Raw genomic sequence first — 26,142 nt, forward strand, 5'->3', positions numbered from 1 at the left:
TGTAATTCGCGGTTGGCTTAAAGCGAGGCGATAACCTCGTCCGCCAGCGCCTTGTCCGCAGCATCGTCATGCGTTTCAGCGATGATCGAGCGTGATGCAGCAGCCGCGGCGTTAGCAGCGCTGGCGCGCACTCCGGCAATTGCTTCGCGCTCGGCAGCGGCGATCTTGTCTTCGGCCATGCGCTTGCGGCGTTCGACCATGGCTTTGCTGTCGGCTTCGGCCTTGGCGAGGATAGCATCGGCTTCGCGGGCCGCGCCTTCCATCATCGCTTCGGCGTCTTTCTCGGCAGAGGCAATCTTGCCAGCATATTCGTCGCGCAAAGCCTCGGCTTCGGCGCGCAAGCTCTTGGCTTCGTCGAGCTGGGCCTTGATCTCTTCGATCTTGGCGTCGAGCCCGCCGGTGATCATGCCGGGGACCTTCTTCCAGATGAAAACACCGATCAGGATGAGCATCGCAATCGACACCCACTGATAGGAATCGAGCCCGAATGCAGACGGTCCGTCGGCAATGAAAAGGGTGAGAATATCAGCCATTAGCAAGCGCCTTCTTCACCGCAGCGCGTGCGGCGGTTTTGTTGACCTTTGCCCCGGCAAGGCGCGAAACGATGTCCTGCGTCGCTTCGGCTGCGACGTCCTCGATCTCAGCCATTGCGCTGGTGCGCGCGGCTTCGATCTCGGTTTCGGCCTTGGCGAGTTTCGTATCGAGCCGCTTTTGCGCCGCAGCGATCTTCTTTTCCGAAGCGGCGGCACCCTTGGCCTTGGCATCGGCGATCAGACCCTGCGCCTTGGCACGGTTGGCGTTTTCGCGTTCGCGCCATGCTTCTTCCTGCTCGTCTGCCGCATCGCGCGCAGCTTGCGCCGCGGCGAGGTCGTCAGCGATCTGCGAATCGCGTGCTGCCACCGTGCTCATGACCTTGGGAACCATCCCGCGGCCGATGAAGAAGAAGGTGATGCCGAAGAACACGAGCAACCAGAAGATCTGGCTGGAATATGTATCGGCTAGCTGGGCTATCTGAGGCATGGACTTGGATCCGTTTCTGGGTCCGGGATCTTGACTGGAATGTCCGGGGGGACCGGCCCGAAGGCCAGCCCCTACCCAAACGTCATTCGATTAGGCGACGAAGATCAGGATCATCGCGACGACGAACGCCAGCAGGCCGAGAAGTTCGGCTGCGGCGAAGCCGATGAACAGGCGGCCCTGTTGGCCGTCTGCGGCGCCCGGATTGCGCAGGGCGCTTTCGAGGAACGAACCAAAGACGTTACCCACGCCGATGGCTGCCATACCGGCACCGATTGCTGCGAGGCCTGCGCCGACGAGCTTGGCTGCTTCTGCTTCCATTGTAAAAACTCCTTGAAATTCAGATTAGTTGGAAAGTGAAGTTGTGAAAATCAGTGAAGATGCTCGGCGTCGTTGATGTAGAGCGACGTGAGCAGTGCAAAGACGTAGGCCTGAATGCCTGCGACCAGAATTTCGAGCGCGCTGATGGCGATCATCAGGGCAAAACTGGGCAGCGCCACGATCAGCGTGGTGCCGATGCCGTAATTGGCCCCGTCAATGACGAAGCTCGACAGCACCTTCAGCAGGACGTGACCTGCCATCATCGCCACAAACAGACGCAGCGCGAGGCTGAACGGGCGGATGAGGAACGAGAACAGCTCGATCAGGAAGATCGCCGGGATCATCGGCAGCGGGGTGCCGTGCGGGATAAAGAGCGTGAAGAACTTAATCCCGTGCTTCCAGAAACCGACGATCAAGACGATCGAGAAGCTGATAGCGGCCAGAACGCCGGTGACGGTGAAATGGCTGGTGAAGGTAAAGGCGTGGACACCCGGAATGATCCCGACCGGCATTAGTCCCAGCAGGTTGGCAAACAGGATGAACATGAACAGGCTGAAGACGTAAGGGACGTATTTGCGGCCCTCTTTGCCGATGTTAGCCTCAAGCATGTCGTCGATGAAGCCGGTGAAGGTCTCCACCGCCATCTGCCAGCGACCGGGCACAAGCTCGCGCTTCATCCCGCCATAGACAAAAATCCACAGCAGAACGACAGTGATGGCCATCCACAAAGATGAGTTGGTAAATGCGATGTCGAAACCGGCGAGATCTTTCCAGTTTTCCGAGCCAAACAGTGGCTCGATCTGGAATTGCTTCATCGGATCGACTTTGCCTTCTTCGGCTGCCACGATCTTTCGTTACCCTCGAGTATTAGTAAAAACGCGCCCCGAATAAACGGACCTATTCATGGTCCTCAGGACGCGTATTTGCCGCGCGAATAATGTTCCTGAAGGCGACGCCTATTCCGAAGAACAGGCCGACCAACAGACCCCAGGGCGAGGTTCCGACAAGCGCATCAAACGCCCAGCCGATCACCAAGCCCCCGAAAATACCACCAAGCAAATCCGCCAGCACCCGGTTGCCGCTGCGATAATTCGCATCAACACCTTGCACCTTTGGCTGGTTGCGTTCCTCTTCGCGCTCGTTTGCGGCTTTGAGCCGCGCTTCGAGCGCGTCGATCCGCGCATCCTCAGCGATGGTCTCTCGGGCGGGTTTCTCGTCGCTCATGCAAGCTTCCTTACAGGGGTAAGCCCCGGGGGAAAATGTGCACGCAGCATAAAGGTGCCCGCCGAGGGCGCCTGCCCCCTAGAAGGTGGCAATTCTCAAGTCAATGGTGGGGTGTTGCAGTTTCCGCACAAGGCGTGGCGCGGAGCGAAAATCAGGGGCAAATCGGCAGTCGTTCCGGCGGAGCGGCGGTGCGGGTCTGCCATGAGCCGTCAGGCGCCTGATACTTCTCACCCGGCACCGTGCGCGCGATTGCCTGACAACCGGCGGTGGTCGCATATTGCTCGAGCGTCGCGTTGTTTTCCTGCGCTTTTTCCGCATAGACCGCGCGGCGGCGGATATTGATGTCGTTCACCATCCGCTGAAGATCGGGCGTCGCACCTGTGACAATGCCGAGATATCCGTCAATCTGCTCACCCACAGTGCCATTGGCGCGCGCTGCGGCATAGGCCGGGTCGCGCTGCGCCTGTGCGGGCGCGACGAAACCGGTGACGGCAACGAGGCCGGCGGTGGCTGCGATCAGCGTTTTTCTCAGCGTATTCATTCTTCTAGTCCTCCAACCTTTCAAGCAGATGCTCAAAAGATGTCTGCATTCTCGTCAATCGTGTTGCTGGCGTCTTCAGCCAGCCGGTAAAGCACCTCGGCGCGGATATTGACGTTGAGCTCGATCACAATCGGCTCTTCGGGGGCGCTCACATTGATGCACCCCGAAAGCGCTGCTGCGCTCAACATAACCAACCCGGCTTTCGCCAAATTCTCGTGCATTCTACGCCCTCGCCCAAACGTTCCCGCTCTTGTGGCAGCGGCGCATAATGCGGTCAATTTCGCGTCTTTCATGGCAGGTCATCGCTTTCTGGAGGTTGAACGGCGGGTTCATCGCGCCTTTGCGCTTCGTCCGGTGTTTCGGTGTTGTCAGGCTGTGGCTGCGGTGCGTCGGCAGGGAGCAACTCGATTCCCGAAATACCGACCAACTCGCGCGCAAATTCGGAATCGAAGTAAGTCGGGTCAAGAAATCCGCGCGCAATCGTCGCCAGCATCGCAAAGTTTTCGGAGCGCACATTGATTTTGAAGCGGATCGGCACCTGGGCCAGCTGACGGGTGATGAAGTTGCGGCTCGCGCCCTCACCCTGCCGCACGCCATCAATGTTGAAATTGGTGACAATCTCCCCGCCCAGATTGCCGCTCAGCTCGATGCTCATCTGGTTGTAATCGAGCGAGCGCAGCGTCTGGAACGCATAATTCGCCATCGTGCCGAGGTCTTCATAGGTCAGTTCACCGACATAGGAGACATTGCCGCCCGGCGGGCGCGAGATCAGCAGTCCGCGCTCGATCGAGCCATTGCCATTCGCGTCGAAAAAGACCTGAATTGTCCCGTCAAAAGTCCCTGTCGCACCGATATTGGACAGCTCCAATTGCGAGACGAAGCTGGCAGCATCGAGCCCGGTGATCTCGAAGACGTAATTCTGCCCATCCGCTCCGCCATATTCAAAGGTGGTCGGATACAGAATCAGGTCTCCGCCCATGAACGGCCAGCGTCCGTCCTCAAGGCGGAAGGTCGTCCCGTTCTCCATCGCAAACTTGATTCGCCCGCCCAGCGCCTCGATCCCTGGATTGACCGATGCGATCTCAATCACCTGCGAAGGAGCGGTGGTGAGGTTGATGAGGTCAGTGAAAACGATCTCCCCGCGCACGCCCTTCACCGGACCAAACGCGGCGGCAAAGTCGAAATTGTCGGTCCGGAATGCGCCGGAGGATGTGATTGCATCGCTGGTCCAGTCGATCCGTCCCTCGCCTGTCACCTCTCCGTCGGCCAGCGCGATTACGCCGCTTGCAAGATAGGAGAGATCTTGCGGCTGGAGCCGATTGCCAAACCGCAAGGACGGCACGTCGATATCGGCATGGCCGACCCCGCTTGCCAGCGCGTGTTCGATAGCGAGCGATGCGACCTTTGTGCCCGATGCCGGATGGCGAAGATCGGCAGTGGTGCTCACAACGTTGTTGGCTAGTATAAGCGTTGCACCTTGGGCGGTTAGCGGCTCGAAGCGCGCTTCGGGAGCAAGACCGGGGCCAGTGCGTTCGGTCAATGTGAATGCGGCGTCATCCAAGCTTAGAACGCCGTCCTGATAGGCCCAGCTTCCGCGTATCTGCGACAGGTCAAGCACGACAGCATCAATCGCCGCGGTTCCGCCCTCGAATGTGCCGCCGATTTCGTCGCCGATTCCTCCTTCGATGATTGCAGCAGTCATTCTGGCGGCGCTATCGTCGGGGCCGATCACCGCTTCCAGCCCCTCAACCACAAACGGGCCGGGATAGCTGAGCCTTGCTCTATCCGCGCGGATAGTGGCGGGAGATGAGCCAAGCTCACCGCCCAGCTCCAGTGCTTCGCTGACAAGCGCCAGCTCAAGCCGATCAGCATAACGCACCATTGCATTCCGGCCATCAGGGCAGATCGTTACGCTTCGCTCCTGCAGAGTTAGCGCGGCGTAGCTCAGTGATCCGATGGCGATGTCGGTGCAGCTTTGGCCCACGAGGAGGCCAGACTGGCTCGACCAGCTGCCTTCGAGAGGCACAACAAGCCCGCGCATCTCTCCGCCTGGGATAACGCCTGAAGCCTCGACCATTCCATTAAATCGAAGCGATCCCCCTCGCTCTTGCCGCAATTCGAGCCGCGGGATCGCCAAGGCGTCCTGTCCGGAGCGAAAGTCGGCCATAGTCATGCGCGCTGACCAATCGCCATCGCCTGATTGCTGCATCCGGCCATTTATCCGGGGGAGGTCAGCTCCCCCGGTTAGGAAGTTGCCCGATAGCCGGCCGCCTCTGCTTGAATAGCTCACCCGTGAGAGCGCCAGCACTGTCTCTCCTGAGGGGCTGCGCAAACGCGCTTCGGGTACAATGATCGAGGTAGTGTCTGAGTTGGAACGCGCCGTGATGTCTGCTGCCAGCCGCCCACCATTGACCGAGCGCGCCAATCCCCGCTCCAGCTTGCCCAGCAGAGACGCGATGAATGTGCCATCTGCCACATCGCGCGCTGAGGCGAGCGCGGCCTCGCCCGCGGCGTCAATCATCGCGCCCTCGCCCTCGATCCGCGCCTGCCAATCGCCGCTTTGCATTGCATCGCGCGTTCGCAAGGTTCCCTCAAGCGTCACCGCTTCAAAGCCGACCCCGCTCGCCGCCAAGCCGGTGCCCTCAAAATCATGACTAAGCGCCAGATTGCCCATTCCGCCATCCGGTCCGGTGGCGAGGCCCAAAGTGAACCTCGAGTTCCCGCGCAATTGGTCGAGTGAACCGGCAGCAAAGGAGACCTCCTCGCCCTCGACCCCCAAATCTCCTTCGAGCGTGGCGAAGTCATCGGAAAGCTCGAGCGCAGCCAGAATATCGGCGCTTTGGAGGCTTGCGCCGCCGCATTGCCCTTCGCGCAATCGAATCGGCCCTTCGAAGCGCGGAGAGCCATTGTTTGTGGTCACATCGCCGTAAATCGTGACATTGCGCGCTGTGCATCCGTCGAATGTCAGGCCGGGCGCTGTCGCGGCGAGCTTGCCGGCGAACCCGTCATCGAGCGGCCCGGAACCGCCGAATTTCAGTCCGATCACTCCATAATCACTAGCAATCCGCGCGCGGCCATCGATCACGGCAAGATCGAAGTCCGGCAGCCCGCCAGGCTCATCGCTCTTGCCATATATCAGCGGGTCGAGCGCGCCGAGGCTCAACACGCCTTCGCGAAATGTGCCGTAAAGCCGCGGCCGAACCAGTTCGACCCGTCCGATGCGCGGTGAGCCGAGCGAAAACCCGATGTCGACATTGACCCGCTCGGCGGTGAAGTCGGGAGCGGTAGGGTCGCCGATTACGATATTTTCGATCACTTGCTGCTGTGGCCCGATTGAAACGATATCGTAACTCGCCTCGATCCCGTATTCAGCCAGCGCATCGTCGATGAGGTCGCCCGCAATCCGTTCTCGTCCGATCCAGATCATCAACGCAAACAGAGCAAGTGCGATCAGCGCCATCAAACTGATGCGCCAGCGCCACCGTGAAGGCCACATACCTCGCCTGTAGCGCCTCGCGATTGCGGGCAGATCGGATTGGGGCTCGGCTTCAGCCATCATGTTCATCACTTGCGCGGATCGCCTGCGAAAGGCAATGAAGTCTCTCGCAATTTCAGTGGTGAGGCGCAGATTGCCACAATCTAAAGACAGTTTCGATTTCGGCCAGACCGAAGAATCGGCCGGAAAGAGCGCCGATTTGAGCGCGGGCAAGCATGCAGGCGCGGGACACCGAGCCCGGCTGCGCGAGCGCTTGCTCAAAGGCGGGGCCGAGGCGCTGGCTGATTACGAAGTGCTCGAATATCTGCTGTTCGCCGCGATCAAGCAAGGCGACACCAAGCCGGTGGCCAAAGCTCTGATCGAGCGTTTCGGGTCGCTTGCAGGGGTACTCAATGCTGATCCGGCAGCGATGCAGCGCGTCAAAGGCGTGGGCGAGACCAGCGCAGCAGCGCTGAAAGCAGCGGCCATTGCAGCGCGCCGGATGACCCGTAACGAAGTCATGGCGAAGCCTGTGCTCGGCAGTTGGCAATCGCTGATCGACTATCTCACGACCGATATGGCGCACCTTAATGTCGAGCGCGTGCGCGTGCTCTATCTGGACACCAAGAACCGGCTGATTGACGATCATCACGTTGGCGATGGTTCAATCGACGAGGCAGCGATCCATCCGCGCGAAGTGATCCGCCGCGCTCTGGATGTGGGCGCAACCGCGTTGATCCTTGTCCACAATCACCCCAGCGGCAGCCCCGAGCCAAGCCGCGCCGACATCCAGATCACTCAGCGAATTGCCGAAGCAGGTCGGCTGCTCGGCGTGACGCTGCACGACCACGTTATCATCGGGCGCGAAGGCCATGTGAGCCTGCGCGCGAAAGGCCTGATCTAGGCGGGCGGGCTTAAACCTGCTTTTCGGTAATCAACCGCACGCCTGAATGCTGCGCGAAGAAGTTCCATGCCCAGTTCACCACCACCGTTACACGGTTGCGCGCACCGGTGAGGAAGCCAACATGGACCAGTCCCCACAGCCACCATGCCAGCGCTCCCGACAGTTTGAACCGTCCGAAGTCGGCGACGGCAGATTTCCGCCCGATCGTCGCAAGGCTGCCCTGATGTTTATAGACAAAAGGTCCGGGGCATTTCTTGTCGAGCAACTCCGCTTCGACCACGCGCGACACATAGGCGCCCGCCTGTTTCGCCGCCGGAGCAAGGCCGGGGACCGCTTCTCCGTCCCACCCTTTGCTACCTGCGGTGTCGCCGATGGCAAAAACGTCGGCAATCGGTTCGCCATCTTGATCGAGCGCGCGCATTAGCTCGTTGACCTCGACACGGCCCGCGCGGTCGGACTTTGCTCCAATCCATTGCGCAGCGGCAGATGCGGCGACGCCAGCTGCCCAAAGCACCGTTTCGCTCTCGATCAGCTCGTCTTCGCCAATCCGCACATGCGCCTCTGCGATCTCTGTCACGCGGCCGCCGGTGCGGATTTCCACGCCGAGATTTTCGAGCGATTTGGCGGCTTCCTCGGACAATTGCTCGGAAAATGCGGGCAGGATGCGCGGGCCCGACTGGACCAGAATGACGCGCGCGCTTGACGGGTCGATGGTGCGGAATTCGCGCTCGACGCTGACTTTAGCCAATTCAGCAATCGCGCCGGCAAGCTCGACCCCGGTTGGCCCTGCCCCGACGATGACAAAGGTGAGCAGGCGTTTGATCCGTTCAGCATCGTCCGACGCCTCGGCTTCCTCGAATGCGTTGAGGATCGACCCGCGCACCGCGACGCCGTCTTCAACGGTCTTGAGGCCGGGCGCAAATGGCCCCCATTCATCTCGCCCGAAATAAGAATGCGTTGCGCCGGTCGCGAGGACCAGTCGGTCATATTCGAGCACGGCATCGCCGTTATAGGTGACGGTCTTGGCATCGGTATCAATCGCCTCGACGGTGCCCTTGAGCACCCGCACATTGCCGTCACCGCGAAACAGGCTGCGGATCGGGGTGGCGACGTCTGACGGGTTCAACGTCGCAGTGGCGATTTGGTAAAGGAGCGGCTGGAACAGGTGGTAATTGCGCTTGTCGATCAGCGTGATCCTGACCGGCAGCCGCTTCAGTTTTTCAACCGCAGCGAGTCCTCCAAAGCCCGCTCCGACCACCACAATATGCGGCCAGCGATCGGGGATTTCGGAATATTCGCGGTCGAAGAAGATGTTCTTCTCCATCCATGCCAGAATTGCGCGGTCGACCGAGAACAATCCAGCGCCCTTCGCCTCGTACAAAGCGAGGAAGAGGAAGGGGAAGAAAGTCACATTCGGATGCGCGCCGGTCACCATGTAGAACGCGATCAGGAAGAACAGGCCATAAGAGACAATCAGCGCGCCAAAGCCGGTGAAGAAGAACACCGACCAGAACACCGCCAGCCATGCCGGGAAGCCTTCAAATATCGTCGTAGGCAGCCATGTTTGCACGGCGATTGGCGGATCGAACACCTGCGCATAGACGAGCAGGGTCACGCCCATCCAGATTCGCAGAACCGCCATGACAATCGGCGCGAGATGCTCACGTGACCAGTCCCATGCCGCGATGGTTGGCTTTGCGAGTGGAAAGGCGCTGGCCTTTAAACCCGATGCCAGAACTCGGTCGAGCGACAATGCACCAGTGCCGTGGAACACATACCAGATCAGCATCGCGCTAACGATCAGATTGGTAGTGGTGGGAATATAGACCGCCTGACTCACAATCGTGAGCGTTGCCATCGCCAACGCAGCAGGACGGGTAAAGAAACCGAGGATCAACAGCACTGGCCCGATCAATTCGATCGCAAGGCCGGTCTGGGCAGCCGTTACAGGGTCCATCCAGCCCACGGGATATTCGTTCGCCGCAAGATAGAGTGCCTTGTCCCAATCCGCCGCCTTCACCAGGCCGGAACGCAGATACCACATCGCAATGAAGAATCGCGTGACGATATCGGTGAAGGGAAAGAACGTCTCGGTCCCGTCGAGATACCATTTCGACCATCGACGCAAAGTCACCCGCACCCATGGCGGATAGCGTTCCTCCTGCAACCGTTCGGCAGGGTGGATAGACGCGGGGGCTTGCTGATCGCCCGTGTGCGAAGCGCTGGTCATAGATGTTCCTCCTGCCAAACCTTTCGCAGCAATGCCGCGGCGGGTTACAATTACGAAGATGGAGCAAGAGGCGTGGACATCGCCCTTAGCAATCCCCTTTCCCCCCTTGCCAAGTGCGCCCGCCCGCAATAGCCGCGCACACAACGAACCCGTGTTCTGCAACCATTACCACAGAAAGTCCGCCGACAATGGTCCCCCGTTACGCCCGCCCCGCCATGACCGCTCTATGGGAACCCGAAGCGAAGTATCGAATCTGGTTCGAGATCGAAGCGCATGCGACGCAAAAACTGGGCGAGATGGGCGTCGTGCCTGAGAGCGCTGGCAAGGCACTGTGGGACTGGTGGGCCACGAACCCAGCAATTGATGTTGAAGCCATCGACGCGATTGAGGCTGTGACCAAGCACGATGTGATCGCGTTCTTAACTTGGGTGGCCGAGCAGGTCGGCGATGAAGCGCGCTTCATGCATCAGGGCATGACCAGTTCCGATGTGCTCGACACAACGCTTGCTGTGCAGCTTGCCCGGGCGACCGATTTGCTTCTCGAAGACCTCGACGGACTTCTCGCGGCGATCCGCACCCGCGCTGAAGAGCACAAATTCACCCCCACAATCGGCCGTAGCCACGGCATTCACGCAGAGCCGGTGACGTTCGGCCTGAAGCTTGCGCAGGCTTATGCGGAGTTTGACCGCTGCCGTGACAGGCTGGTCGCTGCGCGCAAGGAAATCGCAACTTGCGCGATCTCGGGCGCGGTCGGCACGTTCGCCAATATCGACCCCGAAGTCGAAGCTTATGTCGCCGAGCAGCTTGGCCTCACCGTCGAGCCGGTCAGCACACAGGTGATCCCGCGCGACCGTCATGCGATGTATTTCTCCACCCTCGCGGTGATCGCGGGCAGTATCGAGCGGCTAGCTGTGGAAGTGCGCCATTTGCAGCGCACCGAAGTGCTCGAGGCCGAAGAGTATTTTTCCAAGGGCCAGAAGGGTTCTTCGGCGATGCCGCACAAGCGCAATCCGATCCTGACCGAAAACCTCACCGGCCAAGCCCGCATGATCCGCGCATATGCCCTGCCAGCGCTCGAGAATGTCGCGCTGTGGCATGAGCGCGATATCTCGCACTCTTCGGTCGAGCGTTTCATCGGTCCCGATGCGACGATCACGCTCGACTTCGCGCTCGCGCGGCTAACCGGCGTGGTCGAAAAGCTTCTGGTCTATCCCGAACGGATGCAGAGCAATCTCGATGCGATGGGTGGCCTCGTCCATTCGCAGCGCGTGTTGCTTGCGCTGACGCAGGCAGGTGTGAGCCGCGAGGACGCCTACCGGCTGGTCCAGCGCAACGCGATGAAGGTGTGGGAATCGAACGGCGCGCTTTCGCTGCTCGAACTGCTCAAAGGCGACGAGGAAGTCACCGCGGCCCTGTCCGACGCCGAACTCGAAGAGAAATTCGACCTCGAATACCACTTCAAACATGTCGACACGATTTTTGCCCGGGTTTTCGGCTGAGCAATCACGCCAGTTGACGCTGCGATTTGGGCCTGTTGGTTGGACTCAGGAGCGAAAAGCCCTAGGTTTCCAGATCAGCGACAACTTTTCGAAAAGGAACTAGTTTCGTGCAAGCTGTTCGTACCATGATGTGGGTCGCGCTCGCGGTGTTCATCGCAGTGTTCGTGATGCTCAATTTCGGAGAGCCGCAGCGCGTCAAGATTTGGCCATCCGAAGACCCGATCGGGTTCGACTGGCCGGTTGGCATAATCGCGCTGTTCTTCTGGGTGCTCGGTCTGGTGCCAATGTGGCTGTACCACCGCAGCGTGAAATGGAGCCTCGGGCGTCGGATCCGCAGCCTCGAAGCCTCGATCAAGTCGAACGCGTTGTCGCAGCGCCACGAACCTTCGGCAGCTTCGGAGGGGTCTGTGGGTATCTCCGGTGACAAGCCTGTGGACAACGCCGCTCAGGCTCAAAACGATCTCGCGCTCGGCGACACCCCACAAGAGGACAGCAAACCCGCATGAGCAATCCCGTCTATCTTGCGCTGGATGTCCCGCAGATCGACCAGGCCAAGGCGCTGATCGAGAAGGTCAAAGCGCATATTGGCGGGGTAAAGCTGGGACTGGAATTCTATTGCGCGCACGGGCCCCACGGGGTCCACGAAATCGCGCATATGGGCCTGCCGATCTTCCTTGATCTGAAGTTTCACGACATTCCCAACACCGTCGCGGGCGCTATGCAGGCGGTGCATCTCTATGAGCCCAAGATCGTCACCATCCACGCAAGCGGCGGGCGCGCGATGATGGAAGATGCCAAGGCCGCAGCGGCCGAGGGCTGCAAGGTGGTCGCGGTGACGATGCTCACCAGCCTGGATGAAAGAGACCTTGCCAATACTGGCGTCGGGGGCACGCCGCATGACCATGTGATGCGCCTTGCCGAACTGGCTCACACTGCTGGCCTCGACGGAATCGTATGCTCGGGACAAGAAGTGAAAGACGTGCGCAAGCAGTGGAAGGACGGCTTCTTCGTCGTCCCCGGCCTCCGCCCCGCAGGCAGCATAGTCGGCGATCAGAAACGTACAGTCACGCCGCGTCAGGCGCGTGATGATGGCGCCAGCGTGCTCGTGATCGGCCGTCCTATCAGCCGCGCCGACGACCCCGTAGCCGCCGCGCGTGCCATCGAGGCAACGCTCTAAGCTGCTCTATTCAGCTTCGGCAGGTTCAGGTGCAGAATCGGTTGCTGGCTCAACCATGAAATTCGGCGAATCGACGTTCCAGCCGACCAGCCGCAAATCCTCTCCCTGACCGCGGAAGGTGAAGGTCTCAATGGCCTCGCCTTTCTCGAACACAGTCTTCATGGTCACCACGGTCGTTGTCATGCCGTTATTGGTGTTGATGTTGAAGCCTTCGCGCGATGTGCTTTCCATTTTGCCCATGAACTCGGTCACATGCTCGATTAAAGCATCCATATCCTCGGGCGCCGTGACATCGCGGAACTCCTGCCCCGTCTGGCCATAGAGAGCGCGCGCATCGCCCTGGTTATAGGTCGAATGGAAGCGCTCGATTTCTTCGGTCGCCCCGTCAAGTTGGGCCATCGGATTGCAAGCGGCTAGAAGCAGCGCAAAGAGCACGGCGGTGATAGTTTTGATGTGCATTGTGGTTCCCCCTCACGAGAATTTGGGTGCGAACGTCTTCCAAAATTCGTCAAAGCGCAAGCCAATGCTTGTCGTCGCTGCGGGCGAGCGGGTAGAGCAGCGTGATGCTGATCAAGATCTGCGGCCTTTCCACGCTTGAGACAATCTCCGCTGCTGCCGAGGCGGGAGCAAGCCATGTGGGGCTTGTGCATTTCGCCAAAAGCCCGCGTCACGTCTCGCTCGAGCAGGCGGCGATGCTGCGCGCCGGGGTGCCGGAGGGAGTGAAAGCGGTGCTGCTGCTCGTCAACGCCAGCGCCGAGGAGACTGCGCGCGCGGTCGACTCTGTCCGCCCCGACGTGATCCAGTTCCACGGGCGCGAAACGCCGGAATGGGTCGGCAAAGTGCGCGATGCTACGGGTCTAGAAGTCTGGAAAGCATTGGGTGTGCGCGATGCAGGGACGCTTGAGCGCTCGAAGCAATATGCCGGCCATGTCGACAGGCTGCTCTTCGATGCGCCGCCACCCTCGACCGACGCAGCCCTGCCCGGAGGCAACGGCATCGGCTTCGATTGGAGCCTGCTCAAGGGGCACTCGCACTCTGCCGATTGGGGGCTTGCAGGCGGGCTCAACCCCGACAACGTCGCCGAGGCGATCCGCGCCACCGGAGCGCCTCTGGTTGATGCCTCTTCAGGCCTCGAAAGCGCGCCAGGTATCAAGGACGAGAAGCTGATTGCAGATTTCTGCGCGGCCGCGCTCTATGCACAGACCGCCTGACTGAACTTTCGGCAAAAAAAGGGTGGCCCCGCATGATTGCGAGGCCACCCCGTTTGTCTTGCTTCAAAGTTGATTAGAAGCGCAGGCCGAAACCGATTACGCCCGAATCAGCATCAGCAAAGTCGCTGAAAAAGTGACGGTATTCGCCCTTGATGTAGATGCGGTCGGTCAGGTTGTGCTGGAGGCCTGCACCAAGGTGCGGCACGTCTTCGCCTTCACCGACGGTGTAGCCACCTGCGGCGAACAGGCGCGTGTCTTCGGAGAGCTTCGCGCCGAGACGACCGGTGAAACCGACATAGATGTCGCTGCCGTCGACCAGTACCTTGTCGCCCGAAACTTCGACGCCCGCGAACACGGTATCGCCGAGGTCGAAGTCGTAACCGGCTGCGACGCCAGCTGTGGCTTCTTCGGTGCCGAAAGCGGAGATGATACCGCCGCGAGCTTCGATGCGGGCTTCGTCTGCCATTGCGGGGGTTGAGATGGCCGCGGCTGCAACGCCGAGTGCAATTGCGATCTTACGCATAGTTTGTCCTTCCAAGTTCTAGCCGTTCAAAATTAGGGAAGAAACGGCGGGGAGGTGCTATTTCGTCCCCCGAACCTGAATTTCAACTGACAAAGTATAGAATAGTCGAGCTTTTCTTAAGCGTTGCATCGGCGCAACATTAGATTAACAGATCGACAGAATTCATCGTCAAGAGTCTGGTGGACACACAGGCCGCGCTCTGCCAATCCGCTTGGGATGGACGCACCAAATTCCTTTCGCACGCAGCCCGATGAGCGCGGCCATTTCGGCGAGTATGGTGGACGCTATGTCGCCGAAACGCTGATGCCGCTGATTCTCGATCTGGAGCGCGAATATCGCGCTGCGCAGGCCGATCCCGCATTTCAGGCCGAGTTTGACGACCTGTTAGAGCATTACGTAGGCCGCCCTTCCCCGCTTTATTTTGCTGAGCGGCTAACCGAGGCGCTTGGCGGGGCGCAGGTCTGGTTTAAGCGCGATGAGCTCAACCACACCGGCGCGCACAAGATCAACAATTGCATCGGGCAGATCCTGCTCGCCAAGCGGATGGGCAAGACCCGCATCATCGCTGAGACAGGCGCGGGCCAGCACGGGGTCGCGACCGCGACCGTGTGCGCGCGCTTTGGCCTGCCTTGCGTCATTTACATGGGCGCAGAGGACGTGAAGCGGCAATCGCCCAATGTCTTCCGCATGAAGCTGCTCGGCGCGGAAGTTGTCCCCGTTACCAGCGGCGGCGCGACGCTCAAAGACGCCATGAATGAAGGGCTGCGCGACTGGGTCGCGAATGTCCACGACACGTTCTACATCATCGGCACTGCGGCAGGTCCGCATCCTTATCCAGAGATGGTGCGCAACTTCCAGAGCGTGATCGGCACTGAAGCGCGCGCGCAAATGCTCGCCCGCACCGGTCGTCTGCCCGATTTGCTGATCGCCTGTATCGGCGGCGGATCGAACGCGCTGGGACTGTTCCACCCCTTCCTCGACGATGCCGACGTGAAAATGCTTGGCGTCGAAGCGGCGGGGCACGGCTTGGACGGCGACGAACATGCCGCGAGCTTGCTTGGCGGCGCACCCGGCGTGCTGCACGGCAACAAGACCTATTTGCTGCAGGATGAAGACGGCCAGATTACCGAAGGCCACTCTATCAGCGCTGGTCTCGACTACCCCGGTATCGGTCCTGAACACGCATGGCTAAAAGACACGGGCCGCGTCGAATACACCGCCGTCACCGACGAGGAAGCGCTGGACGGGTTCAAACTGCTGTGCCGGACCGAGGGGATTATTCCTGCTTTGGAGCCGTCCCATGCGCTTGCCGCAGTCGCCGACCGCGCAAAGACGATGAGCGAAGACCAGATCATCCTGATGAATCTGTGCGGACGCGGCGACAAGGATATCTTCACCGTGGCCGAGAAGCTCGGAGTGGAGATGTGAATACTGCGGGTGGTGAAGTGGGAAAACCGCTTCTAATTTCACTGTTGATAATTTGGTTCATTGCGATCGCGCTATACTTCATCATCGATCCGTTGCTTGAAGCCCATAGAGCAGAGGTGATGAGGGAATATGGCCCCGGTCCCGCTGGCGGAATTTCCTTCCAAACGCTTCAACCGGCTATGGCAATCATGGCCGGCGTGATCTTGTCTATCCTGTTTGCAATTCATTGGTGGCTTTCTGGGCTCTTTGGAAAGGCCGGTTTATCAAGCAAACCGATTGCCAATGTGCTGCTTGTTGCCGCTGGCTTGGCTGCGCTCCTGGAAATTTTCGAACACGGAGCATTGGACTTCTTCGACTACAGCTTGTTTTGCAGCTCTGACGCACCAACAACCGTCATTCTGGTTGATGAGGTATATCGATGTGATCGTTCATTGATGATCCGCAAGATAGCCCAATGGTCAGTACTCCTGTTGCCACTCTTCGCCATTCCGGTTCGCATTATTGAGTCCCGATTGGGAGCTAAGAAACCGTGACCCGCCTCTCACAAGCCTTCTCCGCCCCCCACCCCGCCTTCGTCGCCTTCATCACTGCAGGCGACGGGGACACGGCTGCCAACCTCGACGCGCTGGTCGCAGGCGGTGCGGATGTGATCGAGCTGGGGATGCCCTTCACCGATCCGATGGCGGATGGGCCTGCGATTCAGGCCGCAAACCTCCGCTCGCTTGGTGCGGGGACCACCACGGCGGATGTGCTGCAAATTGCGACCGCGTTCCGCGCGCGCCACCCAAAGACGCCGCTCGTTCTAATGGGCTATGCCAACCCGATGATCCGGCGCGGGCCTGAGTGGTTTGCCGATGCCGCCTCCAAGGCGGGCGTCGATGGCGTCATCTGCGTCGATATTCCGCCGGAGGAAGACGATGCGCTCGGCCCTGCGCTACGCGCCAAGGGCATCGCTCCGATCCGCCTCGCCACGCCGACCACCGACGACAAGCGCCTGCCCGCCGTAATCGACGGCAGCGAGGGCTTTCTCTATTACGTCTCGGTCGCGGGGATTACCGGCAAGCAGCAGGCCGCCATCGACTCGATTCGATCCAATGTGGCGCGCATTAAACGCGCCACCGATATCCCTGTCGCGGTCGGTTTTGGTGTGCGCACGCCTGAACAAGCCGCCGAGATCGCGCAAGTCGCGGACGGGGTCGTGGTCGGCTCCGCCTTTATCGATCTGGTCGAAGAATTTGGCAAAGACGCCCCTGCCAAGCTACAGGAGCTCACCGCCGCAATGGTCGCAGCAATGCAAAAGGCAAGCAAATGAACTGGTTCAACCGCGTCCGCAATTCGCTCGGCTTTAGTGCCGACAAGAAGACGACTGAGAAAGACCTCTGGATCAAGTGCAAATCCTGTCAGGAAATGCTCTTTGTCCAGGAATATGAGGACAATCTGAGCGTCTGCCCGCGCTGTGAGCATCACGGGCGTATCGGCGGCGATGCGCGGCTGGCGTTGTTGCTCGACCCGGGTTTCGAGCTGCTTGACTTGCCCGAAGTCACCGAAGATCCTCTCAAGTTCAAAGACCAGAAGAAATACACCGATCGGCTCAAAGCCGCGCGCGCCAAAAACCCTGCCGAAATTCCCACACGCGATGCCTATGTCGTAGGGTCGGGCACAATCAACGACCATCCGGCGGTGGTTGGCGTGCAGGACTTCACCTTTATGGGTGGGTCAATGGGTATGGCTGTGGGCGAGGCGTTCTGCCGAGGTGCGGAGCGTGCTCTGACCCGCAAGTGCCCCTATGTCGTGGTTACCGCAGCGGGCGGTGCGCGGATGCAGGAGGGCATTTTGTCCCTGATGCAGATGCCGCGTGCGACTGTGATGACGCGGCGGCTCAAGGCCGCTGGCCTGCCTTATATCGTGATCCTCACGGACCCGACCACGGGCGGCGTCACCGCCAGCTACGCGATGCTGGGCGATGTTCATATTGCAGAGCCAGGTGCGCTCATCGGCTTTGCAGGCCAGCGCGTCATTCAGGACACGATCCGCGAGCAGCTGCCCGAAGGCTTCCAGCGCGCGGAATATCTGCACAAGCACGGCATGGTCGACATGGTTGTGCCCCGGCATGCGCTCAAAGATACGCTCGCCGATGTGCTCGACTATCTCCAGCCCGCTGAAGCTGCCTGACCGGCGTTAGTCTGACATCATGAGGGATATGGGACGTTCGGATGATCCGCGCGTGCAGGCGCAGCTGGATCGGTTGAGCGAGCTGAGCATTCAGCGTGATATTCTGGGCCTCGATGCTGTCCTCGAGTTGCTGTCGCGGCTGGGCGATCCGCACAAGCGCCTGCCGCCGGTCTTTCATGTCGCCGGGACCAACGGCAAGGGTTCAACCTGCGCCTTTCTGCGCGCGATGCTGGAGGCGCAAGGCTACGCCGTCCACGTCACCACCTCCCCGCATCTGGTCCGCTATAACGAACGTTTTCGCGTTGCGGGCAAGCTGATCGAGGATGCGCGACTGGCAAAATTGCTCGAAGAAGTCTTCGACGCCGCCGAGGGGCTGGGTTGCAGCTTTTTCGAAATCACCATCGCCGCCGCCTTCACCGAATTCGCCCGCGTCCCCGCAGATGTCTGCGTGGTCGAGGTGGGCCTTGGCGGGAGGCTCGATGCAACCAATGTGCTCGAACCTGAGGCGGTAGCAGCCTGCGGAATCGCTGCTTTGGGGATTGACCATGAGCGGTTTCTGCTGGCGCCCGAGGAAGGCTTGCCTAACGATCCGATGGCGCGGATTGCGTTTGAAAAGGCCGGAATAGCCAAGCGCGGCGTGCCGCTCGTTTCCATGACTAGCCAACACCAGCAAGAGGCACGCGATGCAATCAGGCAGGTTGCGGCGACCTCTGGGGCGAAACTGATCGAGCAAACGAATGCGCTGATCGAGGAACAGGCCTTCTTCAGCATCGACGGTCAGGGCGTCACGGCGGACCAGGAAGGCGAAGTCAGAAACCTGCTGCTGCTCGGCAAGCACCAGATTCTCAATGCAGCGCTGGCGCGCGACATGCTGCGCTCACAAGACCGGCTTGCCATCGGCGAAGAGGCCTATCTCCGTGGTGTGCGGCGTGCTCATTGGCCGGCGCGAATGCAAGTGCTCAAGTCTGGCCCGCTGACTGTGCTGACCAATGACCGAGATATCTGGCTCGACGGCGGACACAATCCAAGCGCAGGCCAGGTTATCTCCGAATGGTTCGATGAGCCGCTTCACCTCATCCTTGGAATGCTCGACAACAAGGACCCACATTCGATCACCGACGCGCTTGGTGAGCGGGTGCAGAGCCTCTCCATCGTCCCTGTTCCCGGCCACGATGCGCATCCGGCCGAGGCTTTCGGACCCGATGCAGCCGCGCGCGCCGACCTCGAAGACGCGCTGCTCAACATCCCCGCTGACGAGCACCCGATCCTTATCGCAGGCTCGCTCTACCTCGCGGGCGAAGCGCTAAGGCTCAATGACGAAGTGCCAGACTAGGCTTTAACCGGTTCCGGCTCGTCACCAGCGCCGGTCTGCCGCACGCTTTCGACAACAAAGCCTTTGCGCCAAATTAGCCAGAGCAGCAGCATTCCTGGCACAGCGACGATCACTGTGAAGGTCCAGAAACCGACCCAGCCGAGATTCTCCGCAAGGTAACCCGAAGGTGTCGCAAGCCACGTCCGGCCGACCGCTGCAAAGCTGGAAAGCAGCGCGAATTGTGTCGCCGTGTATGCGAGGTTCGACAAGCCCGACAAGTAGGTGACGAACACCGTCAATCCGATGCCTGATGTGAGGTTCTCCGTACCCACGGCTAGCGCCAGCATCACATTGTTGTCGCCAACCATCGCAAGGATCACAAAGAGGAAGTTCGACAGCATCATCAGAAGGCCGGAAATGATCAACGCCCTGCCCATTCCCAGCCAAGCGATAAAAGGTCCGCCCAGCGCCGAACCAACAATCAGCGCGCCGAACCCGACAAATTTGTTGATCGTGATGAACTCGGTGTCGGAAAAACCCAGCTCGACAATCATCGGGTTGAGCATCCCCTGCCCCATGGCATCGCCAACCTTGTAGATCAGCACGAACAGTAGGATCAGCACAGCGCCCTTCCGGCCAAGAAACTCGCGGAACGGATTGACCACGGTTTCCATCAGCCAGCTGGAAAACTTCTGGCCGGCCGCTCGCGCGGTCGTCGGGTCGTAGCGGCCCGCTCCTGCCCACAGGGCACCTAGCGCAGCGGGAAGGACCAGGAAGCTGGTGACGCCATAAGCCATCGCCCAGCCGATGTCGTAACCTTCGGTTGAAGCGAGGTAGATCGTGCCCGCGCCTGCCAACAGATTGCCGGTGCGATAGCCGAACTGGTTCATCGCCGTACCGTGCGCCATCTCTTCGTCGGAGAGGATCTCGATCCGGTAGGCGTCGATCACGATGTCCTGCGTTGCGGACAAGAAAGCGACGATGATTGCCCATATGGCGAAGGTGCCGATATTGCCGTTCGTCGGTTCACTGGTGCCGAGTTGCCAAAGGGCCAGAACCAATGCGGCTTGCACGACATACAGCCATGCACGGCGCTGCCCCAACCAGTTGCTGAGGAATGGAATGCGCGCCTTGTCTACGAACGGCGCCCACAGAAACTTGAGCGTGTACGGCGTCGTCAGCCCGATGGCGAAGCCGATGGTCGACTTGTCGATCCCAACCTTGGAAAGCCAGAACGTCATCGTGCCGAGCAATAAGGTCAGCGGAAAGCCGGACGAAATGCCGAGCAGGAACGCCACGAACGGCATCTTGCGACGATAAGGCGCAAAGGACGGGACCACAAAGGCAAGCCCCACCATCGCGGCGATCACTCCGAAAAGAATGAGTGTGCTTGAGTCCATTGCCTCAACCGTCCTTTTGTCTGAACCTAAATTCGTGCAACACTACGCTTGGTTGAGAGAAATAGGAAAGCCGCGATGAACGCGTCGACAACAGATTTACCCAATTTGCGCGCCACACCGGGCCAGTTGGCGCTGGCGGAGACGATCCGCGAGGGAAAGCCGCGCCAGAGCAATGGCGCAATCGCCAAGGTTCCGGCGAGCTGCTACACCGATCCGGCGCATTTCGAGCGCGAGAAAGCGGTTTTGTTCGAGCGGCTCCCGCAAGTGCTCTGTCCTTCAGCTCTTTTGCCCAAAGCAGGCATGGCCGTCCCGCATGATGCGACCGGACGCCCGCTGCTGATCACCCGCGATGACCAAGGAACCGCGCACGTTTTCCTCAACGTCTGCCGCCATCGCGGCACGCGGCTGGTCGAAGGCGATGACATCCAATGCGCAAAGCGGCTGGTCTGCCCCTATCACGCCTGGACCTACAAGCTTGATGGCAGGCTGCTCGCCTTGCCCCGTCCCGAGACGTTTCCGGAGATGGACAAGAGCGATTACGGCTTAGTCGAGCTCCCCAGCCTCGAAGCGGGCGGCCTGATCTGGTTTGCACCCGATGCAGACGCGGACTTTTCCGATGCGCGCCTTGTCAGCGAGGACTTCTCCGCCTTTGGGATGGATGACAGTTTCCTCTTCCGCCGCAAGACTCACACGGTCAAAGGCAATTGGAAGCTCATCATGGATGCCTTCCTCGAAAGCTATCACGTCACCCGCCTGCACGCGAATACGATTGGGCCGTTCTTCAAGGACGGCGTGACTGCAGGCGATGAGATCGGACCGCATTCGCGCTCTGCCGTCGGCCGGCTGGAGGAAATGGAGGGGATTGACCTCGCCGATATGGACGCGATGCGCAGGATCATCACCTTCGCCTATCAGCTGCTCCCTGCCACCGTGATCGTGCCCAGCCCTGACTATGTGAATGTCATGGTGCTGATGCCGCAAGCGCATGATCTGACGCTGGTGGATGACTTTATGCTGATACGCGAGGAGCCCACAACTGACAAAGCGCGCGATCACTGGGAACGCAGCTGGAACCTGCTCGACGGCGGGGTCTTTGCCAGCGAGGATTTCCGCGCGGCGGAGCTTGGTCAACAGGGTCTGGAAAGCGGCGCGGTGCCGGAATTGACGCTCGGCCTGCTCGAAGGCGGCATTGCGCGCTTCAACCAGATAGTCGAGGATCATTTGCGGCCAAGATAACTTGCGGGAAGCGGGCCGAGCGCCTAGCTGCGGCGCCCAAAGGATAAACATGCCCACAAACCCAAAACAGGCCGATGACCGCCCCGAAGGCGACCGCATTGCGAAATTGCTCGCGCGCGCCGGCATTGCCAGCCGCCGCGAGATCGAGCGGATGATCGCTGACAAGCGCATCACCATTGATGGCAAGCCGGTCGAAACACCAGCGACCTTCCTCACCAGCCTCAAAGGCGTCAGCGTCGATGGAAAGCCGGTTGCCGGGCCGGAGCCATCACAACTCTTTGTCTTTCACAAGCCCACCGGTTTGATCACAGCCGAGCGTGACAATGCTGGCCGTGCGACGATTTATGACGCGCTGCGCAATGCGCTGCCCAAGGATACGCCGCGCCTGATGCCAATCGGACGGCTCGACCTCAACACCGAGGGGCTGCTGCTCCTCACCAATGATGGCGGGCTGAAACGCCAGATGGAACTGCCTTCCTCTGGCATCCCGCGTACCTACCGCGCGCGCGCCTTTGGCGAAGTGTCGCAGGAACAGCTTGAATCGCTGATCGAAGGGGTCGAAATCGACGGCATGCGCTATGGCTCGATCGACGCCAATCTCGAACGCGGCACCGGCGGCTCCGGGCCAAGCGGCGGCAAGAACCAGTGGATCGAATTGACCATCACCGAGGGCAAGAACCGCGAAGTGCGCCGCGTGCTCGAACATCTGGGGCTTAAAGTGAACCGGCTGATCCGCACATCCTACGGTCCCTTTGCGCTGGGCGATCTGCCGCGTGGACAAGTTGCGCGCATTCGCAAGGGAGACCTTGATCGCTTTATCAGCACTCTGAAGCGGGGCCAGAAGTGAGAATTATCGCAGGCGAATGGCGCGGGCGGAAGCTTTCCGCGCCCAAGGGTGAAGCAACGCGCCCAACGGCGGATCGCACGCGCGAAACTCTGTTCTCGATGCTCACCAGCCGCCTCGGCAGCTTTGAAGACCTGCGCGTCGCCGATCTGTTCGCAGGCTCGGGCGCGCTGGGCTTGGAGGCGCTGTCTCGCGGCGCGGCGCACTGCCTGTTTGTCGAACAGGACCGCACCGCAGTGGACACGATCCGCGCCAACATCACTCATCTCGGCGCACGCGACCGCACCACTGTTGAGACAGGCTCGGTCATGTCCCTGCGCGCCGCGCGCGAACCGCATGATCTCATCCTGCTCGACCCGCCCTATCACACCAATGCGGGCGAAGTTGCGCTCGACCGGATGCTGCGGCTTGGCTGGATTGGCGAGGCGACTTGGATCGCGCTGGAAACGGCATTCAATGAAGAGCCTGAAGTCAAAGGCCTCTCGATTGAAACCACACGCAAGGTGGGCAAAGGCAGGCTCACGCTTATGCGGCGCGAGCCTGCCCCCGCCAACACGCCGGCCACAGCAGAGGGTTGAGCCGGCGCAGTTCCCGCGTGACCACCCGTCCGCGGGAAGAGCGAATGCGGGAGGGTCTGCCCGCTTACCCTTCCTCGGGAGGCGTCGCGGCGCGGGATTCGATCTGGTTCCAGGCCGCATCGCGCTCCGGGCCGGTCATGGCAGTCAGCGCGATCTTGTCCTGATCGGTCAGCCGCCAGAACAGTAGCTGGCGCTCCGGCTCCAGCGACCAGTAATAGGACTTCGTCTCTGCCGGCCACAGCTCGTATTCGGCCTGACGTTCGACCGGCCAGCTGCCATATTCGGTTTGTTGGTCGGGAGTGAGCGCGGGCGCTTCGGAACCAGAAGGCGCGCTGTGTCCGTCGCCCTCGTCCTGAACAGCGGCTGCGCCCGGAGAAGCAGTGACCACGCCAAGCGTCGCAATTGCAACGCCGATTAGATAGATATGTGCCTTACGCATCGGGTACTCCATTGTGCGGCCGGTATTGGCCTATTCCCAAGCGTCGACGAACGTTCACGCGGCTGGACCAGATCACCCTCGGGCCCAGACAAGTGATTGAATGACAGGCATTGTTCGCTTGGGAAAGAGCGCGCGGCGTCCTGCATCCCATCATCGGCACAGGCTGGCGAGAGGCGTTGTTCAAACAGGTTGAGGCGAATTTCGGGGGACTTGGGCACGCCAGACAGTGCGCGGGCGCGGCGGATGTGCGAACTTGCGCGCAATTCATTTGTTCTCTACTTGTTCGCAGAATGTCATGAGCCAAAATCTCCCCCTCCCCGCCGATACAAGCGCGACCGACGGCCCCGTGCCCGCCTATGCCGAACGGCTTAACCCGCCGCAGCGTCAGGCGGTGCTGACCACCGAGGGACCGGTGCTGATGCTCGCAGGCGCCGGCACGGGAAAGACGGCGGCGCTGACCGCGCGGCTGGCGCATCTGGTGGCGACACGGCGCGCGTGGCCCAGCGAAATCCTGTGCGTCACCTTCACCAACAAAGCCGCGCGCGAGATGCGCGAGCGGGTCGCCGGGCATTTGGGAGCGGGCGCGGAAGGAATTCCGTGGCTGGGCACGTTCCACTCGATCTGCGCCAAGATGCTGCGCCGCCATGCCGAACTGGCGGGCCTGCAAAGCAATTACACGATCATCGACACTGACGACCAGCTGCGCCTGCTCAAGCAGCTGATCAACGAAGTCGATCTGGACGAGAAGCGCTGGCCTGCGCGCCAGCTCGCCGGACTGATCGACCGCTGGAAGAATCGCGGGCTCAATCCCGACGATCTCGATGCAGGCGAAAGCGAGGCCTATGCCAACGGGCAAGGTCAGGCGCTTTACCGGACCTATCAGGAGCGGATGAAGGCGCTGAATGCCTGCGATTTCGGCGATCTGATGCTGCATGTGCTCAACATCTTCCGCAAGCACAGTGACGTGCTGGCCGAGTATCAGCAGCGCTTCAAATACATCCTCGTCGACGAGTATCAGGACACCAACGCGGTCCAGTATCTGTGGCTGAGGCTGCTCGCCCAGACGCGCAAAAACATCTGCGTGGTCGGCGATGATGACCAGTCGATCTATTCATGGCGCGGGGCAGAAGTCGCCAATATCCTGCGGTTTGAAAAGGATTTTCCCGGCGCGGCGGTGATCCGGCTGGAACAGAATTACCGCTCCACCCCGCACATTCTGGGCGCGGCTTCCGGCCTGATCCGCGCGAACAGCGAACGGCATGACAAGACGCTGTGGACCGAGGTCAATGGCGGGGACAAAGTCCGCGTGATCGGCGTGTGGGACGCTCCCGAAGAAGCGCGGCGCGTGGGCGAAGAGATCGAGCGGCTCGAAGGCGAAGGCGCGCCTCTGGATCAGGTCGCGATTCTTGTGCGCGCGCAGTACCAGACGCGCGAGTTTGAAGACCGCTTCATCCAGATCGGGATCAACTACCGGATCATAGGCGGCTTCCGCTTTTACGAGCGCGCCGAGATCCGCGATGCGCTCGCGTATCTGCGGGTGATCGCGCAGCCGCAGGACGATCTCGCATTCGAACGGATTTACAACCAGCCCAAACGCGGGCTTGGCGCAAAGACGCTGGAGAAGATGCACCAGCATGCGCGGCGGGTGAACTTGCCGCTCGCCGCTGCCTCGCTGGAGCTTGCCGATAGCGACGAACTGCCCAAGCGAGCGGCGAACACAATTGGCGGGTTGCTCCAGCAATTCCTCGCCTGGCGCGAAGCGGCCGAGGTCATGACACCCGCCGACCTCATGCGCCTCGTGCTCGACGAAAGCGGCTATAACGACATGCTCGCCGCCGACCGCTCGCCGGAAAGCGCAGGCCGCGCGGAGAACCTCTCCGAACTCGCGCGCGCGATGGAGGAATACGAGACGCTGGGCGACTTCCTGGAGCATGTCAGCCTGGTCATGGATAATGATCGCGGCGACGAAGAAGAGACCGTCACGATCATGACGATCCACGCCGCCAAGGGTCTGGAATTCGATCATGTCTTTTGCGTCGGGTGGGAGGAAGGTGTCTTCCCTTCCCAGCGCGCCATCGACGAAGGCGGGCTCGCCAGCCTGGAGGAAGAACGCCGCCTCGCTTACGTCGCGATCACCCGCGCAAGGCGGCGCTGCGCGATCTTCCACGCGGCGAACCGGCGCATTTACGGCCAATGGACCAGCTCGATCCCCTCGCGCTTTATCGAAGAGCTTCCCGAGGAACATATCGAGCAGGAAAGCACGATGACCGGCGGCGCGTCATTGTGGCGGGCAAACTGGTCGGAAAATGACGATCCCTTCGCCCATGTCGCGCGCGACCGGCCCGAACGCGCGCAATCGCGCGGCCCCGGATGGCGGCGCGCGGTCGACAGCGGCTACGAAACGCGCCAGCAACGCCTCGCCGAACCCGGCCGCAGCGCCGCCAGTTTCGCCGCCAAACCGCGCAGCGATATCGTGATCGGCGCAATGGTCAGCCACGACAAATTCGGCACCGGCTGCGTGATCGATCAGGAAGGCAACAAGCTCACCATCCAGTTTGAGGATGCAGGCGAAAAACGCGTGATCGACAGCTTTGTGACCTTGGTGGGTTAG

The 26,142-nt window shown here is 60.6% G+C and carries 27 protein-coding genes; 14 read left to right on the forward strand and 13 right to left on the reverse strand.

All coding sequences use genetic code 11. The features are described from left to right. Positions 1-17: 17 nt before the first annotated feature. The 8 genes from Q0887_RS05615 to Q0887_RS05650 form a co-directional block, all read right to left on the reverse strand. On the reverse strand, positions 18-533 hold the full coding sequence (locus Q0887_RS05615; RefSeq protein WP_299193045.1) for a hypothetical protein: 516 nt from the start codon (positions 531-533) through the stop codon (positions 18-20). Next, a complete protein-coding gene (locus Q0887_RS05620; protein WP_299193047.1) occupies positions 526-1,020 on the reverse strand; it encodes an ATPase in 495 nt (164 codons plus the stop codon). Before Q0887_RS05620 ends, Q0887_RS05615 begins: the two co-directional genes overlap by 8 nt. 90 nt (positions 1,021-1,110) lie before the next feature. Continuing rightward, positions 1,111-1,338 (reverse strand): F0F1 ATP synthase subunit C, encoded by a 228-nt coding sequence (locus Q0887_RS05625; protein WP_027442220.1) that lies wholly within the window; start codon positions 1,336-1,338, stop codon positions 1,111-1,113. Between the two features lie 50 nt (positions 1,339-1,388). Beyond that, positions 1,389-2,153, reverse strand: coding sequence for a F0F1 ATP synthase subunit A (locus tag Q0887_RS05630; protein ID WP_299195247.1), 765 nt, complete (start codon positions 2,151-2,153; stop codon positions 1,389-1,391). A gap of 82 nt (positions 2,154-2,235) precedes the next feature. Continuing rightward, the gene (locus Q0887_RS05635; RefSeq protein ID WP_299193050.1) at positions 2,236-2,562 is read right to left on the reverse strand and encodes an AtpZ/AtpI family protein; all 327 of its coding nucleotides are present in this window, start codon (positions 2,560-2,562) and stop codon (positions 2,236-2,238) included. 151 nt (positions 2,563-2,713) lie between these two features. Further along, complete coding sequence (locus Q0887_RS05640; RefSeq protein WP_299193053.1) at positions 2,714-3,103, reverse strand: YdbL family protein; 390 nt, start codon at positions 3,101-3,103, stop codon at positions 2,714-2,716. Between the two features lie 32 nt (positions 3,104-3,135). Continuing rightward, a complete protein-coding gene (locus tag Q0887_RS05645) occupies positions 3,136-3,324 on the reverse strand; it encodes a YnbE family lipoprotein (RefSeq protein ID WP_299193055.1) in 189 nt (62 codons plus the stop codon). Positions 3,325-3,392: 68 nt separating this feature from the next. Next, positions 3,393-6,563, reverse strand: coding sequence for a YdbH domain-containing protein (locus Q0887_RS05650; protein WP_299193057.1), 3,171 nt, complete (start codon positions 6,561-6,563; stop codon positions 3,393-3,395). 169 nt (positions 6,564-6,732) lie between these two features. On the opposite strand from Q0887_RS05650, the gene radC reads away from it, so the two are divergent. Next, the gene (gene radC, locus Q0887_RS05655; RefSeq protein WP_299193059.1) at positions 6,733-7,482 is read left to right on the forward strand and encodes a DNA repair protein RadC; all 750 of its coding nucleotides are present in this window, start codon (positions 6,733-6,735) and stop codon (positions 7,480-7,482) included. 10 nt (positions 7,483-7,492) lie between these two features. Here radC and Q0887_RS05660 read toward each other — a convergent pair whose 3' ends face one another. Beyond that, positions 7,493-9,712, reverse strand: a complete 2,220-nt coding sequence (locus tag Q0887_RS05660) for an FAD-dependent oxidoreductase (RefSeq protein WP_299193060.1) — start codon at positions 9,710-9,712, stop codon at positions 7,493-7,495. A 188-nt stretch (positions 9,713-9,900) separates the two neighbouring features. Between Q0887_RS05660 and purB the strand changes: the two genes are divergently transcribed. From purB to pyrF, 3 genes are all read left to right on the forward strand, one after another. Then, complete coding sequence (gene purB / locus Q0887_RS05665) at positions 9,901-11,211, forward strand: adenylosuccinate lyase (RefSeq protein WP_299193062.1); 1,311 nt, start codon at positions 9,901-9,903, stop codon at positions 11,209-11,211. A gap of 107 nt (positions 11,212-11,318) precedes the next feature. Continuing rightward, positions 11,319-11,717: a LapA family protein gene (locus tag Q0887_RS05670; RefSeq protein WP_299193064.1), complete on the forward strand. Its 399-nt coding sequence runs from the start codon at positions 11,319-11,321 to the stop codon at positions 11,715-11,717. Further along, positions 11,714-12,388, forward strand: coding sequence for an orotidine-5'-phosphate decarboxylase (gene pyrF, locus Q0887_RS05675; protein WP_299193065.1), 675 nt, complete (start codon positions 11,714-11,716; stop codon positions 12,386-12,388). The genes Q0887_RS05670 and pyrF overlap by 4 nt, the downstream gene beginning before the upstream one ends. A 6-nt stretch (positions 12,389-12,394) precedes the next feature. Here the strand turns inward: pyrF and Q0887_RS05680 are convergent, their stop codons facing one another. After that, entirely contained in the window at positions 12,395-12,847 is a 453-nt protein-coding gene (locus Q0887_RS05680; protein ID WP_299193067.1) for a hypothetical protein, read from the reverse strand. A 104-nt stretch (positions 12,848-12,951) separates the two neighbouring features. Here Q0887_RS05680 and Q0887_RS05685 point away from each other — a divergent pair, with 104 nt between their 5' ends. Next, positions 12,952-13,599 (forward strand): phosphoribosylanthranilate isomerase, encoded by a 648-nt coding sequence (locus Q0887_RS05685; RefSeq protein WP_299193069.1) that lies wholly within the window; start codon positions 12,952-12,954, stop codon positions 13,597-13,599. Positions 13,600-13,672: 73 nt separating this feature from the next. Here the strand turns inward: Q0887_RS05685 and Q0887_RS05690 are convergent, their stop codons facing one another. Then, a complete protein-coding gene (locus Q0887_RS05690; protein ID WP_299193071.1) occupies positions 13,673-14,122 on the reverse strand; it encodes a hypothetical protein in 450 nt (149 codons plus the stop codon). Positions 14,123-14,338: 216 nt separating this feature from the next. On the opposite strand from Q0887_RS05690, the gene trpB reads away from it, so the two are divergent. From trpB to Q0887_RS05715, 5 genes are read left to right on the forward strand one after another with little or no spacing between them, the layout of a single operon-like run. Beyond that, positions 14,339-15,550: a tryptophan synthase subunit beta gene (gene trpB, locus Q0887_RS05695; RefSeq protein ID WP_299193072.1), complete on the forward strand. Its 1,212-nt coding sequence runs from the start codon at positions 14,339-14,341 to the stop codon at positions 15,548-15,550. Beyond that, positions 15,547-16,083, forward strand: a complete 537-nt coding sequence (locus Q0887_RS05700) for a hypothetical protein (RefSeq protein ID WP_299193074.1) — start codon at positions 15,547-15,549, stop codon at positions 16,081-16,083. Before trpB ends, Q0887_RS05700 begins: the two co-directional genes overlap by 4 nt. Then, the gene (gene trpA, locus Q0887_RS05705) at positions 16,080-16,862 is read left to right on the forward strand and encodes a tryptophan synthase subunit alpha (protein WP_299193076.1); all 783 of its coding nucleotides are present in this window, start codon (positions 16,080-16,082) and stop codon (positions 16,860-16,862) included. Before Q0887_RS05700 ends, trpA begins: the two co-directional genes overlap by 4 nt. Beyond that, positions 16,859-17,722 carry an acetyl-CoA carboxylase, carboxyltransferase subunit beta gene (gene accD, locus Q0887_RS05710; RefSeq protein WP_299193078.1) on the forward strand — a complete coding sequence of 288 codons (864 nt, stop codon included), beginning with the start codon at positions 16,859-16,861 and terminating at the stop codon, positions 17,720-17,722. Before trpA ends, accD begins: the two co-directional genes overlap by 4 nt. Positions 17,723-17,741: 19 nt before the next feature. Further along, a complete protein-coding gene (locus tag Q0887_RS05715; RefSeq protein WP_299193080.1) occupies positions 17,742-19,055 on the forward strand; it encodes a folylpolyglutamate synthase/dihydrofolate synthase family protein in 1,314 nt (437 codons plus the stop codon). Here Q0887_RS05715 and Q0887_RS05720 read toward each other — a convergent pair. Beyond that, a complete protein-coding gene (locus Q0887_RS05720) occupies positions 19,052-20,434 on the reverse strand; it encodes an MFS transporter (RefSeq protein ID WP_299193081.1) in 1,383 nt (460 codons plus the stop codon). The genes Q0887_RS05715 and Q0887_RS05720 overlap by 4 nt on opposite strands. A 75-nt stretch (positions 20,435-20,509) precedes the next feature. Here Q0887_RS05720 and Q0887_RS05725 point away from each other — a divergent pair, with 75 nt between their 5' ends. The 3 genes from Q0887_RS05725 to rsmD are packed head-to-tail and all read left to right on the forward strand — an operon-like array spanning position 20,510 to position 23,092. Continuing rightward, positions 20,510-21,670: an aromatic ring-hydroxylating dioxygenase subunit alpha gene (locus Q0887_RS05725; protein WP_299193083.1), complete on the forward strand. Its 1,161-nt coding sequence runs from the start codon at positions 20,510-20,512 to the stop codon at positions 21,668-21,670. Between the two features lie 49 nt (positions 21,671-21,719). After that, on the forward strand, positions 21,720-22,517 hold the full coding sequence (locus Q0887_RS05730; RefSeq protein WP_299193084.1) for a pseudouridine synthase: 798 nt from the start codon (positions 21,720-21,722) through the stop codon (positions 22,515-22,517). Beyond that, positions 22,514-23,092: a 16S rRNA (guanine(966)-N(2))-methyltransferase RsmD gene (rsmD, locus tag Q0887_RS05735; protein ID WP_299193086.1), complete on the forward strand. Its 579-nt coding sequence runs from the start codon at positions 22,514-22,516 to the stop codon at positions 23,090-23,092. Before Q0887_RS05730 ends, rsmD begins: the two co-directional genes overlap by 4 nt. 64 nt (positions 23,093-23,156) lie before the next feature. Here rsmD and Q0887_RS05740 read toward each other — a convergent pair whose 3' ends face one another. Next, complete coding sequence (locus Q0887_RS05740; RefSeq protein WP_299193087.1) at positions 23,157-23,531, reverse strand: hypothetical protein; 375 nt, start codon at positions 23,529-23,531, stop codon at positions 23,157-23,159. Positions 23,532-23,826: 295 nt separating this feature from the next. On the opposite strand from Q0887_RS05740, the gene Q0887_RS05745 reads away from it, so the two are divergent. Continuing rightward, positions 23,827-26,142, forward strand: a complete 2,316-nt coding sequence (locus Q0887_RS05745; RefSeq protein WP_299193089.1) for a UvrD-helicase domain-containing protein — start codon at positions 23,827-23,829, stop codon at positions 26,140-26,142.

The sequence above is a fragment of the uncultured Erythrobacter sp. genome, from assembly GCF_947492365.1.
Taxonomy (GTDB): Bacteria; Pseudomonadota; Alphaproteobacteria; order Sphingomonadales; family Sphingomonadaceae; genus Erythrobacter.

Excerpts from the sequence above, each read along its gene's own strand:
- Q0887_RS05625 (WP_027442220.1), bottom strand. The coding sequence starts at position 1,338 with ATGGAAGCAGAAGCAGCCAAGCTCGTCGGCGCAGGCCTCGCAGCAATC.
- Q0887_RS05615 (WP_299193045.1), bottom strand. The coding sequence starts at position 533 with ATGGCTGATATTCTCACCCTTTTCATTGCCGACGGACCGTCTGCATTC.
- Q0887_RS05620 (WP_299193047.1), bottom strand. The coding sequence starts at position 1,020 with ATGCCTCAGATAGCCCAGCTAGCCGATACATATTCCAGCCAGATCTTC.
- Q0887_RS05645 (WP_299193055.1), bottom strand. The coding sequence starts at position 3,324 with ATGCACGAGAATTTGGCGAAAGCCGGGTTGGTTATGTTGAGCGCAGCA.
- accD (WP_299193078.1), top strand. The coding sequence starts at position 16,859 with ATGAACTGGTTCAACCGCGTCCGCAATTCGCTCGGCTTTAGTGCCGAC.
- Q0887_RS05740 (WP_299193087.1), bottom strand. The coding sequence starts at position 23,531 with ATGCGTAAGGCACATATCTATCTAATCGGCGTTGCAATTGCGACGCTT.
- Q0887_RS05635 (WP_299193050.1), bottom strand. The coding sequence starts at position 2,562 with ATGAGCGACGAGAAACCCGCCCGAGAGACCATCGCTGAGGATGCGCGG.
- Q0887_RS05725 (WP_299193083.1), top strand. The coding sequence starts at position 20,510 with ATGAACGCGTCGACAACAGATTTACCCAATTTGCGCGCCACACCGGGC.
- Q0887_RS05745 (WP_299193089.1), top strand. The coding sequence starts at position 23,827 with ATGAGCCAAAATCTCCCCCTCCCCGCCGATACAAGCGCGACCGACGGC.
- purB (WP_299193062.1), top strand. The coding sequence starts at position 9,901 with ATGGTCCCCCGTTACGCCCGCCCCGCCATGACCGCTCTATGGGAACCC.
- Q0887_RS05680 (WP_299193067.1), bottom strand. The coding sequence starts at position 12,847 with ATGCACATCAAAACTATCACCGCCGTGCTCTTTGCGCTGCTTCTAGCC.
- Q0887_RS05650 (WP_299193057.1), bottom strand. The coding sequence starts at position 6,563 with ATGGCGCTGATCGCACTTGCTCTGTTTGCGTTGATGATCTGGATCGGA.
- Q0887_RS05640 (WP_299193053.1), bottom strand. The coding sequence starts at position 3,103 with ATGAATACGCTGAGAAAAACGCTGATCGCAGCCACCGCCGGCCTCGTT.
- Q0887_RS05660 (WP_299193060.1), bottom strand. The coding sequence starts at position 9,712 with ATGACCAGCGCTTCGCACACGGGCGATCAGCAAGCCCCCGCGTCTATC.
- trpB (WP_299193072.1), top strand. The coding sequence starts at position 14,339 with ATGGACGCACCAAATTCCTTTCGCACGCAGCCCGATGAGCGCGGCCAT.
- Q0887_RS05690 (WP_299193071.1), bottom strand. The coding sequence starts at position 14,122 with ATGCGTAAGATCGCAATTGCACTCGGCGTTGCAGCCGCGGCCATCTCA.
- pyrF (WP_299193065.1), top strand. The coding sequence starts at position 11,714 with ATGAGCAATCCCGTCTATCTTGCGCTGGATGTCCCGCAGATCGACCAG.
- Q0887_RS05730 (WP_299193084.1), top strand. The coding sequence starts at position 21,720 with ATGCCCACAAACCCAAAACAGGCCGATGACCGCCCCGAAGGCGACCGC.
- Q0887_RS05720 (WP_299193081.1), bottom strand. The coding sequence starts at position 20,434 with ATGGACTCAAGCACACTCATTCTTTTCGGAGTGATCGCCGCGATGGTG.
- Q0887_RS05630 (WP_299195247.1), bottom strand. The coding sequence starts at position 2,153 with ATGAAGCAATTCCAGATCGAGCCACTGTTTGGCTCGGAAAACTGGAAA.
- Q0887_RS05715 (WP_299193080.1), top strand. The coding sequence starts at position 17,742 with ATGAGGGATATGGGACGTTCGGATGATCCGCGCGTGCAGGCGCAGCTG.
- Q0887_RS05685 (WP_299193069.1), top strand. The coding sequence starts at position 12,952 with ATGCTGATCAAGATCTGCGGCCTTTCCACGCTTGAGACAATCTCCGCT.